Consider the following 13,560-nt stretch of genomic DNA (forward strand, 5'->3'; position numbering starts at 1 on the left):
AGAAAGAGGATAAAGAAAGAGGATAAAGAAAGGAGTAAATATGGCGAATAATATGGATGTAAATCGAGCGGAAGAGTCTGAATCTTCAAAGCCTAAGATTGCTGAATTAGCCAAAGAAGCTGGTGTTTCTCCGTCTACAATATCTAAGGTAATCAATGGTAGATCGGGAGTATCGGAAGAAACCAGAAGGCGTGTAGAAGAAGTTTTGGCTAAAAGTGGTCGCGACTATTCTCTTGTTAGCACTAAAATTTCTCCAACGGTGGAGCTGCTGGTGGATTACGTTGCGAATAATGGAACCATTGAGATGATTACTTATGCATCTCGTTGGGCGCAGCGCGAAGGATTAGCGCTTACAGTTGCTCAAACCGATAATGGCAAAAAGCGCGATGAGTGTTTGCGCGGAATCGTAGACAGAAATCCTTTGGGCGTTATATCGCAAATGTCGGATCTTAGCGAAAAAGATAAAGATTTTTTGCGTATGCGTAATATTCCGCTGATTATTATTGACCCAGTTTCTATTGGAAACGGCAGTGATCACACGATTTCTATTGATAATTGGACTGGCTCTTACGAGCTTACTCGTCATTTGATTAGTTTGGGTCATAAGCGAATTGGCGTTATTACAGGCCCATTAAATGTTCAGTCTGGTGTTGCTCGTTTTGCTGGATACAGTGCGGCTATGGAACAAGCTGGCTTGAGTGTGGATAAAGACTTAGTAAAAGAAGGAGATTATCTTCCTGAGCTTGGATACAAAATGGCTTGCAGCCTTTTGGATTTGCCTAAAGACAAGCGTCCAACTGCGATTTTTGCTTGCAACGATATTACTGCAGTAAACGTTTATCGTGCAGCAAGAGAGCGAAAAATAAAATTAGGAACGGAGCTTTCGGTTGCAGGATTTGACGATGTTTATCCTGCGCAATATTTAATGCCGTCTTTAACAACTGTTAATCAGCCTTTTGATATTATGGCAAAAAATGCTGTTAGTATGATTCTTGCGATTAGAGAAGGAAGAAAAATCGAAAATCAAATGGTTCTTCCTGCACATGTTGTTATTAGAGAAAGCACTCAGCCAGTTTCTAATTAGGTGATTGTTTTTAATTAGGTAATTTATTAGCGACTTATGCTTATAACCGCTATAAATACCATATAAAATGTGGACGCAACTTAAATCAAGAGGTAAATCAAGATAGGTTGCGTCCACAAATTGTTTGTTCTAAATATTGCGTATTTATTTATTATTTTAGAAGACTACGCATAGACTACATCAAGATAGACTACATCAAGCTTGTGTAAATCTTGCGAATATCTTCCAAAGTGGCCTTGCGTGGGTTTCCTGGAGTGCAAACATCTGCCAAAGCGTCGTGGCTTAAGCCTTCAATATCTGCCTCACTAGCTCCAACTTCGCTAATCTTAGTAGGATTTCCAAGCTTAACCGTTAAGTCGTGAACTGCCTTTACAGCAGCATTACGCACGGTTTCGAGGTCGTCGGTGTATGCGTTTGGAACGTCGAATGCGGCAGCAATATCGCGATACTTTTCGCCACTGTAATCCTTGTTATATTCCATAACAGGAGCAAGCAAAATTCCGTTTGCAACGCCATGAGCAACGCCAAGGCGACCGCCGAGTGGGTGAGCCATGCCGTGAACCAAGCCCAAACCAACGTTGGAGTATGCCATGCCAGTTATGTAGCTTGCGTAAGCCATTTGTTCGCCTGCTGGAACGTCTCCGTCTGCGCTCTTTGCAAGGTTTTGTGCAATCATGCGAATTGTTTGCAAAGACAGGCAATCCGAAAGGCTCCATGCACCTGGAGTAATGAAACCTTCGATTGCGTGGGTGAGTGCGTCTAAACCAGTTGCAACCTTAAGCGAGCGTGGCATGGAATCGGTGAGATCTGGGTCTACGAATGCAACGATTGGAATATCGTGAGGGTCTACTGCAACGAACTTGCGAAGCTTTGCGGTATCGGTAACAACATAGTTGATTGTTGTTTCGGAAGCGGTTCCTGCGGTTGTTGGTACGCCAAAGATTGGTACAGAAGGATTCTTTGTATCTGCAACGCCTTCTAGAGAAAGAACATCGCCAAACTCTGGGTTGGCTACAATAATTCCAATGCCCTTGCAGGTATCTTGTGGAGAGCCGCCGCCGAGGCCAATAAGGAAGTCTGCGCCAGATGCCTTGAACTTTTCTACACCGTCTTGAATGCATTCAACAGGTGGATTTGGCTTTACGTTGTCAAATACTTCGTATGGAAGACCAGCGGATTCTAGAACGTCGGTAACTCTTTTAACGGTTCCCGTCTTTACAAGAACTGGATCTGTTACAACGAATGCTTTTTTAAAGCCATGTGCCTTAGCAACGTTTGGAATCTCTTTGATTGCTCCACGACCGAAGTAAGCAGTCTGATTGAAAATCATTCTATACACCATGCGAAAATCTCCTTTGAGTTTCTTGTTGGCTTATGCCATTTTTTGGTAGTCGATTAATATTTTACAATATTGCATGACATTTGGCGAGTGTGTTAAATAAGTGTTTTGTTACTAAAATTAACAAATAAATAATTAAAATGAACATAAACTAACTAAATTTACGTATTTTTATTTATTTTAGATATAAATAAGCACATTTATTAAAAATTGCTCGCATGATTTGCATTGCTTATTTTGAAGGAAAAATATTAATCATGTTAAGAAAAATTCTTTAATTGATTGTGTTGTAGTTGCCAAATTGACTTATTTTGCATTAAATAATCTGTTTGAAACACAAATTTAAGTTTTAATACTGAGTTCTCATACTAAAGTATGACGATTTTATATAAGAGCATTTTTATATCAAAATTTAATAGCAAAATCTTATTATTTCAATGAAAATATCAGCCCTACGCACTATAGAGAATGCGTTTTTAATCACGTAAATTTTAATTGTAAGGTAATCACAGAAGTATGTGAGGTGCAAAATGAATGTTGAAAATAGTGAAGATACGCGTTTTACGCAAATGAATTATTCTGCTAAAGAAGGTTTGATTGGCGAGACTGCGGTTGCAGCTTTACATGTTGTTAAAGATTTTGGCAAGGGTGCAGGCATTGTTCACGCTCTGCGAGATGTTAGCGTTAGCTTCGAGCGCGGCAAGTTTACGGCGATTATGGGCCCTTCTGGTTCTGGAAAGTCAACTTTAATGCATTCTTTAGCTGGTCTTGACAGCGTTAATTCTGGAAAGGTTTTGGTTGACGGCCTAGATATTACAGGTATGAGCGATAAGCAGCTTACGCTTATGCGCCGCGAAATGGTTGGATTTATTTTCCAAAGTTTTAATCTTCTTCCAATGTTTAGCGCTGAGCAAAATATTCTTATGCCTCTTACTTTGGCAGGTAAAAAGCCAGATAAGCAATGGTTTAATACTTTGGTTAATACTCTTGGCTTGCAAGATCGCTTAAAGCATAGGCCTGCTGAGCTTTCTGGTGGTCAGCGACAACGCGTTGCAATTGCTAGAGCTTTAATCTCTAAGCCTTCCGTAGTTTTTGCAGACGAGCCTACTGGCAATCTCGATTCTGCTTCCAGCTTGGAAGTTTTGCATTTCTTGAAGAAGTCTGTAACGGAACTTGGTCAAACTGTGATTATGGTTACTCACGACGCTGTTGCAGCCTCTTACGCGGATCGAGCAATTGTGTTTGCAGATGGTCAAATCGTTGAAGACGTGCAAAATCCTACTGCAGAAGGCATGAGCAAGATGCTTATGGAACGCAGCGAAGCTGGTATTAATAATCAGCCTAATCAATTGCAATAAAAGGTGGTGAAGTTAGAATGTGGAAAATCGCACTAAAACTTATGCGCAAAAGCGTACGCATGCTAATCGCCTCTGGAATTGCAATTCTTATAGGCAGCATGTTTATGAGCGCTACTTTGCTTTTTGCAAACAGCGTTGATGACTTGATGGTTCGCAACTCAACAGATGAATTCACTAGCGCAAATTATGCAATATCATTTAAGAATCCTAACAGTTCTCCTAGTAGTGAAATTCATTATAAAGACCTTCATTTAGACGAAATATCGAAGATGCCTGGTGTCAACGGTATTCGTAGTGATGATGCGACTGCGCTTGTAAGAGTAGAAAAAGGTGATAAATCAGTTACGAGTATCGCTTGGTCTAATGGTTTGTATGGAAATCTTCCTGTGTATAAATCAACAGAAGGTAGAGATCCGCAAGAAATAGGCGAAATCACGCTTATTAAAAGTATTGCTAAATCAATACATGTAAATATTGGCGATACTATAACTTTGGTTAAAGTAGATGACACTGGCGGAGATAAAGAAAAATCGTACGATGTTCGTGTGGTTGGTCTTGTTGACGATGGAGAACATTCTCAAATACCATTTTCAAATCGCGGCACATATCTTGGTGGCATAACGAACGATTTTTGTACAAAACTCAAAAATCTTAAGAATTTTGACAATCAAGTTGTGCAAAGCAAAGTGTACATGAGTATTGATGAATCTAAAATAAACGATTTATCTCCTAAGATTAACGCTTTGCTTCCAAAGCAATTTTCTCTTATGTCTAGGCACGAAGTTGGTGTAAGAGCTGTTAGAAATGTGTCTAACGGCACTAATTTTGTGACTATGTTTTTGCTATCTTTTGGTATTCTAGCGTTGCTTATTTCTTCGCTTGTTATAGCAAACACATTCCAAGTGCTGGTTGCTCAACGCAGACGCACTCTTGCGCTTTTGCGTGTAATCGGCGCACAATCGCACCAGCTTTATGCAGCAGTTTTGCTTGAAGCTGCAATACTTGGAGTTATTTCTGCGGCTGTTGGCGTGCTTTGCGCAATCGGATTTATGGGCGCAATTAGTAACGTGAATATTAATTCTGGACCGTTATCTAAGATTCCTTTGATTGTTTCGCTTCCAGCGGTTGTCTGGCCAATAGCAATTGGCACGATTGTAACAGTTCTTGCATCTATGAGTGCTGCTCGATCTGCTACAAAAGTAACGCCTATGGAAGCGCTACGACCAATGGATTTGATTAAAGATAAGCGTGCAAGCATTATTCGCGCTGTTTTTGGCGTTGTGTTTATTGTTGTAGGCATTTTAGCTACGGCTTTAAGTGCTACTTCTTTAGCAAGCATGATTGCGAGGAAGTCGCCTACTGCTGGTTCTGACTCTTGGATGACTTTGCTTGGAGCAATGTTTGGTTGTGCGCTTGTTTTTATTGGTATTGTTATGACAGCCATATTCTGGATGCCGTTTGCTATGAAGGCAACTGGCGCAATCATGGCACTTTGTGGTCCTGCATCTAAGGTTGCTAACGCAAACGTGCAACGAAACCCTAGAAGAGTTGCGGCAACTGGAACGGCTTTGCTTATTGGCGTAACGCTTGTTTCAACGGTAGTAACTGGCGCAATATGTGGTAAAGCAACTCTTAAAGGTGTTGTTGATGACCGTTACAGTGTTGACATTATTATTCAAGGCAAGAATGTTGATGAATCTTTAGCTGCCGATATTTCAAAGATTAGTGGAATAAAGAATACTGAGTTGCTTCCTGCAGTTCCTATGACTTTTAAGAACGCTAAGGGCGAAACTGAGTATGCTATTGCAGCTGGAGTTGATAATGTAAATCAACTTAAAAATGTAATGCACACTGACCTTGATGGCGTTAATATAAACAAAGATTCTGTGCTTTTGCCTAAGTTTAATGGAGAAGGCGGAGAACCTTTTGACCTTAAAAAAGGAAACCTTAATCTGCAAGCTTACGTAGAAAAGTACAGTTCTGATGAAACAGACAGTAATAATATTACGCCATTTACTGGCATGAATACAGACTCGAGTAATAATGATAAGAGCATTACTGTAAAGCAAGTTCAGTTTAAGAAGTATAGAAATGTTAATATATATTCAAGGAATACTGCTTTTGTTAGCAAATCTTACTTCAATAATTACCTTAAGCCTACAACGCATATTTTGCTTATTTCGGTAGACTCTAGCAAAGCTAATCTTGTAGATATTGTTAAGAATATTAGAAATATTACATCTAGCTATGCGGAGGTTATGGCTGGTGGAAGCGTGTTCCAACGAGCGCAGTGGGAGAGTGCTATCGACATAATGATGATGTTGCTTGTTGGCTTAATAGCAGTAGCTGTTGTGATTGCTTTAATAGGCGTTGCAAACACATTAAGCTTGTCTGTTATTGAGAGAACCAAAGAATCTGCAACTTTGCGCGCAATAGGCATGACAAGAGGCCAGGTTAGAAGGTCTCTTGCGTTGGAAGCAACGTTGATTTCCCTAACAAGCACTGTTTCGGGCTTGATTGTTGGAACAGCGTTTGGGTGGATTGGATCCTACATGGTATTTAGCACAATTGGCAAAGTTCCGTTTGTAGTTGATTGGACTATTTACGCGGTTCTTGCTCTAATCGCTTTGCTTGCAGCGCTTCTTTCCAGCGTTCTTCCAGCTCGTAGAGCAGTAAAGTCTTCGCCAGTAGTTGCGCTCGCGGAAGACTAATCGCTAGAAACGCAAAACAAAATGCGGTTGCAATTTTAATCATTCAATCAAGAATTGATTAATTTGCAGCCGCATTATTTTTTATTTTTATAAAAATGATTAAACAAGACTGTTCTCGTAAGCAAACACAACAGCTTGGACTCTGTCTCTTGCGTTGATTTTTCCCAAAATATGCGCAACATGCGTTTTAACTGTTGGCAAGCTGATAAACAGTTTATTAGCAATCTCTTGATTAGATAGTCCGTGAGCAATCTCTACAAGAACTTCGCGCTCGCGATCTGTTAAATCATTTAAGCAAGAATCGTACGTGTTTGCGCTTTGCTCGTTTTTAGTCGCAATCTCTTCTTTTGATTTTTCTTCATCGTTAGGCTTAGAGATCATTGACTCAATTAAGCGCTTTGTAGCAGTTGGAGCAATAATTGCGTTTCCTTGATACACAGTCCGTATTGAATTAAGCAATGTTTCTGGCTCTGTATCTTTAAGCAAGAATCCCGATGCGCCTGTATGAATCGCAGCCATAACATATTCGTCTAAATCAAAAGTAGTTAAAATAATAATGCGCGTATTGGCGTTAGCATCTTCTTGCAATATTTTGCGCGTAGCTTCCAAACCGTCCATGTTAGGCATGCGCACGTCCATCAAAATAACGTCTGGATTTTCCTTTGACGCAATTTCTACAATTTCATTGCCATTTGAAGCTTGCGCAACAACTTGCATGTCTTTTTGCGAGTTGATTACCATAGTAAATCCTGCGCGCACAAGCTCCTGATCGTCTGCAATTGCGACTCGAATTACTCCATTGTTTTCCATGTTTTCCATATTTTCCATACTATCAATTTATTCGTGTTTGTTTGCAAGCCTGTGTTGAATTTGTTCATCAAGCGAAGGAGCGGGGCGAACCGCAATCTCAGTTACATTTGCACCATTATTTGATGAATTAACACTTGAACCTGTTTCTCGCAAAATTCCAAGTAGTTTTCGCATGTACCTAAGTGCTGAGCGACCTTCATCTCCAATGTTTTTAAAAGCTTTACTAATTGCTTCAATTTGCTCTTGCTCTAGTTCTTGTTCTTGCTTTAGTTTTGTTGACTTTAGGTTTTCTGCATTGCTATTTGATTTTTCGTATTTATTTAGCATATCGATTCCACTATTTGCAGCATCAATTACTTTATGCAATGTAACTGCAACTTTTTGCTGAATATTTGCGCTAATGCGCTGCCTTTCGGCATTTGCTGCAAGTACTTCTAGCTGTTTTTGCTCTTGCTCGAGTTCTGTTCTGCGTGTTTTTAGAATCAGCAAATTATTATCATCGTTTCTGCGGTAATAAGCAAATGCAATGGCAGTAAAACAAATTAATGCAACTATAAAACCAAAAACTAATCCTACGGACGCCATTTGCATAATGTCATAAAAATTGGTTGTGTACGCATTAGATGCAAAAAATCGTATTGGAGTTTCATTTTGTGGAATATTTTTTGATGCAACACCAATTTTTACAGCAAAAATAGCAGATTCGGCGAGCACTACTGCGCTAACCCATTGCCATGCGTGCTTTTTGCCATAGAGCACAGCCGCATAAACAATGGTTGGTATAAAGAAATTAGCAAATAAAATATTAGGCAAGCATATAAGTTGTATTGCAGAAAATGCTGCTGCAACAATTGCGCATGTTGTTGGAGCTTTTCTACGAAACATAAATGGAATCATAGTAGTAAGCGTAAGTATTCTATAAAGTATTTGTAATGAAAGCGAGCTTGAATACCCAGAAGTCATTCCAGTTCCAACAGTAAAATCGTAAGTTGGTATAAAAAGCATTAGAACAGTCCAAGGTGCTGCATAAATAACATCGCCAATAAGCCAATGTTGTTCAAACCATTGTGATACTTTTTCAATCCTATTTTGTGAATTATTTGCTTCTGGCAAAACTTTTGATGAGGTTTTATCGCTTGTATTTGCTGGTTTTTCTTGCGTTGATAATGGATTATTAGCTTTTACGTTTTTATAAGTAACGTTAGGAATACTATTTAGTGCAGAAGCAGTATTGTTTGATTGATCTGTGCTGTAAGAGTATGGAATAAAAGCACCAACACTAAATGTTCCATTGTTTTGTATTCCATAATCAAGTGTTCCATGAAGATTTTCAATGCGCTCTTTCATGCCAATCAAACCATAACCATTTTTATGTGGCACACCACTATTTTGCTCTTGATTGGCTTCAATCTTGTGTACTTCATTTGTGATTTTTAGTGTTAAGCCTTGTTCGTTCCACAGTTCGTGAATGTTTATTTTGATGCCATTTCCTGCGTGCTTCCGAATATTAGTAAGAGATTCTTGAACAACTCGGTATGCAACGGTTTGTGCATCTTTGTTGAGTTTATTAGAAGAATTTATGCCATCAACAGTGTGCCAAAAAATATTTTTAGGAGATGCGATTTTTGCTTGCTCAATAAGCGAAGGTATGTGATTGAAATCCAATTGAGCGGATGGAGCGTCTGTTAAAGCTTCTAGCAGTCGACGCATGTCGTGAACGGCGCGCTCTGCTTCGTTTTTAATAATATGCATTGTTTTTTTAGCAAGAGAAATATCTTGTGTTGCTGCATAGCGACCACCGTCTGCTTGAACAATAATAATAGAAAGCGTGTGAGCAACAATATCGTGCATATCCCTGGCGATTCTTGCACGCTCTGCAGTAACAGCAATATGCTGAGCTTTCTTTCGGTACGCGCGAATAGCGTTATTGTTCTCTTGTAAAAGTTGAATAGTGTGTACGTGAGTGCGCTGCCAGTAGCCAATAATAACCGTAATTGTAGTAATAATAATCGCAAAAATTATATTAGGAATTGCAAAATCAAGTATAATTGAAACGCAGTTTTTTATGTTACTACTATTTATATTTTTTACGCTACAAGAATAACTAGCTTTTAAATGATTGATGCCATATATTGGCCCCATTACAATATTCCACGATATTGCTGCGCAAGATAATACTGTTGTTACGTAAGCTGCAATAACAAAAGCTTTTGAATGTTCTGGATTTCCGCGAGCAATAGCGTTAACAAGCAGCACAAAACCAAAGAAATCAGCAAAAAGTTGAGCTGGACCAAATACTACTTGCACAATGCAAATAACAATAAAAATAGTAGCCGCTTGTTCAGGCCATAGTCTTCGTACCGAAAGTAATGCTGCAACAACAATATTTATAAGATAGGCTGTAATTAGCGAACTTTGCGTCAAGAATCCGTCAACATTGCTTATAGTATACCGATTGCTTGAAAGTGTAAAAAGAATAAGTGAAATAATGCCCCACAATATATCGTTTAGCGTAAGCTCAGTGCGTAAGCGTTGTATAGCTCTGTTAAACGTGTGAGATATTTTCATAACTACTAGGCTAGTACACGGCACTTTATAGAACAATCGAACTTTAGTATGATTTATATAAGAGTGCGAGTTTGCGTATGTGATTTGTTGTTGCAATGTAGCATGCGAGTGCAGAAAGGAATGTTTACAATGGCACTGCTAGCAAAGTATTACGTACCAGGATTGTATGTAGAAGAGCGCGCAATCGATGTTCCTTTAGATTGGGAGCAAAACACTCCAGGCGATTCTATTAAAGGTGAGACGATTCGTCTATTTTGCAGAGTTATTAGCGCTCCAGAACATGCGCATGACGATTTGCCTTTGCTTGTATTTTTGCAAGGAGGCCCAGGAGGACAGTGCCCTCGTCCACTTTCGCCGTCTAGCGATGGCTGGATTCAAGAGGCAATTAAGTATTTTCGTGTTGTTCTTCCAGACCAGCGCGGCGTTGGGCGCTCTTCTAGAGTAGATGCTTCTACAGTTAAGCGCATGGCAGACGACGGCGTGAGTGTAGAGCGTCAAGCATGGTACTTAAAGCGATTCTTAGCAGATTCTATTGTTCGCGATTTTGAGCATTTGCGCTTAACTGAGTTTAACGCAAAGCCGTGGGTTTCTTTGGGTCAAAGCTATGGCGGATTCTTAACGCTTACGTATTTGTCTCTTTTCCCACAGGGTTTGCTTGCAAGCTTTACAACGGGCGGTATTCCTCACGTTCCAGCCAATGCTCTAGAAGTTTACGAGCACACGTTCCCGCGTATGGCTAGAAAAACTGAGCAATTCTACGAGCGTTATCCGCAGGATGTTGCTCGTGCTGCTGCTATTGCAGATAGGATTTCTCAAGGAGATGTTTTCTTGCCTAATGGCGAAAAGCTAACCGTTGAGCGATTCCAAACTCTTGGATCTTCTTTTGGCATGAAGCCAAGCTTTGAAAGAGTTCATTGGTTGATTGACTCTGCATTTTCGGATGGAGATGGCTCTCTTAAGGCGTTTAAGCATGGTGGTGGAACGGCAGACGGCTATTTAAGCGACGAGTTTCTTTATGGTGTTATGGACGCAACGTCTTCTAGTCCGCTATATTGGCCGCTTCAAGAGTTCATTTATGCGGATGGTGAATTAGATCATCCAATTCGTTGGGCAGCTCAGCAAGTTCGAGAAACAATGCCAGAGTTTGCTGGCAGCGCGCGTCCGCTTTTGTTTACTGGTGAAGCTGTGTTCCCGTGGATGTTTGATCAGCAAAAGGCATTGCAGCCGTTCTTGCCAGCGGTTGATTGCATGATGAGTGATATGCAATTTGGCAAGATTTACGATTTAGATCAGCTTGCAAATAACGAAGTTCCTTTGCAAGCAGCGGTTTACTTCGACGACTTGTATGTTGATTCTGGTCTTCAGTTAGACACTTTGTCTCACATTTCTAACTCTCATTATTGGACAACTAACGAGTTTGAGCACGATGGTGTTCATGGCGACTTTGTGTTCCGTCATTTGTTAGAAGAGGCAAAGAATCGTGGAGATTTGGAGTCTATATATAAGTGATATAAGTGATAAGTAATATAAGCGGTAAGTAACTTTGATTAAAGTACCTAACAAATGATTAGATATACAAGTTATATGTACAAATGATTAGATACTTAATAAAAAGTTAGTGTTTATTTATTAAGGGGATTTGTTAATGAGTTCTAACTCAATTGGAACCGTTGGATTTATTGGCTTTGGAAACATGGCTCAAGCAATTGCTCAAGGCTTGATTCGCGCTAATGTTTTGCAAGGCAAAGATATGGTTGCAAGCGCGGCGCACTTTGAAAAACTTGTTAGTAATACAAGCAAATTTGGCGTAAAAGCGTTAAAAAGCGTGCGAGAGGTATGCGATTCTAGCAATGTTTTAATTTTGGCTGTAAAACCAAATCAGATTGAAGAAGTTTTGCAACCTATTGCAAAAACTATTGTGGAGCAAAAAATCGCTGTTATTTCTGTTGCAGCAGGCTGGAGTCTTAAGCGTTACCAGAATTTACTTGGCAAAGATGCTAACGTGCAATGCATTATTCCAAACACGCCAATCGCAGTTTGCCAAGGAGTTACTTTAGCCGAAAGCGAAAATACGCTAACAGATAGTCAACTAGAAGCTTTTAACGCTATTTTTAATCCGATTTCTTTAGTTGAGCGAGTAGATAGCGAGCATATGAATATTGCAATGTGCGTTTCTAGTTGCGCTCCGGCTTTTACTGCTATGTACATGGAAGCTTTAGCGGATGCTGGCGTAAAGTATGGTCTAAAGAGAGATTGCGCATATCGTTTGGCTGCAAAGATGATTGAAGGGGTAGGCGCGTTGTATATGGATACGCGTGTTCACCCTGGAGCTATGAAGGACGCAGTATGCTCTCCTGGTGGCACTACGATTCGAGGTGTTGCAAAGCTAGAATCGTGTGGTTTTAGGGGAGATGTTATTAGCGCGGTTGATGCAATTCAACAAAAATAAAACAATACGAGTATAGTGGTGTAGTCACTTCCGCTAGCTGGTCTAAAGTAGGTAATATGTCTTTAACTATTGGAATCGTAGGTTTGCCTAACGTTGGTAAATCAACTATGTTTAATGCGCTAACACGAAACAACGTTTTAGCGGAAAATTATCCATTTGCAACAATCGAACCAAATACTGGTATTGTGCCTTTGCCAGACAAACGTTTGCCTGTTTTAGCAAAGCTTGTTAACACCGAAAAAATAGTTCCAGCAACAGTTACATTTGTTGATATTGCAGGAATTGTTAAGGGTGCAAGCGAGGGAGAAGGCTTGGGAAACAAGTTCCTTGCTAATATTCGCGAAGCAGATGCCATTTGCGAAGTTGTTCGTGCGTTTAACGATGATGACATTGTGCACGTTAATGGCAAGGTAGATCCTGCAGACGATATTGACACAATCAACACGGAGCTTATTCTTGCGGATTTGCAAACAATCGAGAATGCTTTGCCAAAGTTAGAAAAAGATTTGCGTGGCAAAAAAGTTACTCAAGAATACGTTGGCGCAGTGAACAAAGCTAAAGAAATTCTTGAATCTGGCAAGACAATTGATCAGGCTCATAATGAGAAGTTGATTAATAAAGACGACGTTTACGATTTACACTTGCTTACTGCTAAGCCTTTTATTTATGTGTTTAACGTTGACGATTCGGAGCTTTCGGATGATTCTTTGAAGTCTAAGCTAGCAGCATCTGTGGCTCCTGCAAAGGCGATTTTCCTTAACGCACAATTTGAGTCGGAGCTTACTGAGCTTGATGAGGCGGATGCTAGAGAGATGCTTGCAGATGCTGGTTTAGCAGAATCTGGATTGGATCAGCTTGCGCGAGTGGGCTTTGATATTCTAGGTCTTCAAACCTATTTGACGGCTGGCGTTAAAGAAGTTCGCGCATGGCAGATTCATAAGGGTTGGACGGCTCCGCAAGCTGCAGGCGTTATTCACACGGATTTTGAGCGTGGATTTATTAAAGCAGAAGTTGTTTCTTACAATGATTTTGTTGAAGCTCAAGGCTCTATGGCAAAAATCAAGGAGGAAGGAAAGCTTCGTCTTGAAGGCCGCGATTACGTTATGCAAGATGGAGACATTGTTGAATTTAAATTCAATGTGTGATTAGTTAGACAATAATCATATAAATAATCAAATAACGTGTAATTTGGCGCTGCTCAGGCACTATACTGTAGTATTGAAGTGGCGCCTTTTTATTTT

General features: G+C 40.0%; 9 protein-coding genes. 6 read left to right on the forward strand and 3 right to left on the reverse strand.

What is annotated here, in order from left to right; genetic code table 11:
- Nucleotides 1-40 precede the first annotated feature (40 nt).
- Complete coding sequence (locus HMPREF3216_RS00910) at nucleotides 41-1,084, forward strand: LacI family DNA-binding transcriptional regulator (RefSeq protein WP_060786525.1); 1,044 nt, start codon at nucleotides 41-43, stop codon at nucleotides 1,082-1,084.
- Nucleotides 1,085-1,274: 190 nt separating this feature from the next.
- Here HMPREF3216_RS00910 and fucO read toward each other — a convergent pair whose 3' ends face one another.
- Nucleotides 1,275-2,426, reverse strand: coding sequence for a lactaldehyde reductase (gene fucO / locus HMPREF3216_RS00915; protein ID WP_029600499.1), 1,152 nt, complete (start codon nucleotides 2,424-2,426; stop codon nucleotides 1,275-1,277).
- A gap of 527 nt (nucleotides 2,427-2,953) precedes the next feature.
- Here fucO and HMPREF3216_RS00920 point away from each other — a divergent pair.
- Both HMPREF3216_RS00920 and HMPREF3216_RS00925 read left to right on the forward strand, forming a co-directional pair.
- Nucleotides 2,954-3,781, forward strand: coding sequence for an ABC transporter ATP-binding protein (locus HMPREF3216_RS00920; protein WP_081090888.1), 828 nt, complete (start codon nucleotides 2,954-2,956; stop codon nucleotides 3,779-3,781).
- 17 nt (nucleotides 3,782-3,798) lie between these two features.
- On the forward strand, nucleotides 3,799-6,492 hold the full coding sequence (locus tag HMPREF3216_RS00925) for an ABC transporter permease (protein ID WP_060786526.1): 2,694 nt from the start codon (nucleotides 3,799-3,801) through the stop codon (nucleotides 6,490-6,492).
- A 99-nt stretch (nucleotides 6,493-6,591) separates the two neighbouring features.
- On the opposite strand, the gene HMPREF3216_RS00930 is transcribed toward HMPREF3216_RS00925, so the two are convergent.
- Together HMPREF3216_RS00930 and HMPREF3216_RS00935 are read right to left on the reverse strand one after the other, a co-directional pair.
- Nucleotides 6,592-7,311, reverse strand: a complete 720-nt coding sequence (locus tag HMPREF3216_RS00930) for a response regulator (RefSeq protein WP_060786527.1) — start codon at nucleotides 7,309-7,311, stop codon at nucleotides 6,592-6,594.
- Nucleotides 7,312-7,329: 18 nt separating this feature from the next.
- Entirely contained in the window at nucleotides 7,330-9,870 is a 2,541-nt protein-coding gene (locus HMPREF3216_RS00935) for a sensor histidine kinase (protein ID WP_060786528.1), read from the reverse strand.
- 129 nt (nucleotides 9,871-9,999) lie between these two features.
- Between HMPREF3216_RS00935 and HMPREF3216_RS00940 the strand changes: the two genes are divergently transcribed.
- From HMPREF3216_RS00940 to ychF, 3 genes are all read left to right on the forward strand, one after another.
- The gene (locus HMPREF3216_RS00940; protein WP_060786529.1) at nucleotides 10,000-11,379 is read left to right on the forward strand and encodes an alpha/beta fold hydrolase; all 1,380 of its coding nucleotides are present in this window, start codon (nucleotides 10,000-10,002) and stop codon (nucleotides 11,377-11,379) included.
- Between the two features lie 136 nt (nucleotides 11,380-11,515).
- Nucleotides 11,516-12,319 (forward strand): pyrroline-5-carboxylate reductase, encoded by an 804-nt coding sequence (proC, locus tag HMPREF3216_RS00945; RefSeq protein ID WP_060786530.1) that lies wholly within the window; start codon nucleotides 11,516-11,518, stop codon nucleotides 12,317-12,319.
- Between the two features lie 56 nt (nucleotides 12,320-12,375).
- The gene (gene ychF / locus HMPREF3216_RS00950) at nucleotides 12,376-13,464 is read left to right on the forward strand and encodes a redox-regulated ATPase YchF (RefSeq protein WP_060786531.1); all 1,089 of its coding nucleotides are present in this window, start codon (nucleotides 12,376-12,378) and stop codon (nucleotides 13,462-13,464) included.
- Nucleotides 13,465-13,560: the final 96 nt, after the last annotated feature.

This window comes from Gardnerella vaginalis, from assembly GCF_001546455.1.
GTDB lineage: Bacteria > Actinomycetota > Actinomycetes > Actinomycetales > Bifidobacteriaceae > Bifidobacterium > Bifidobacterium vaginale_B.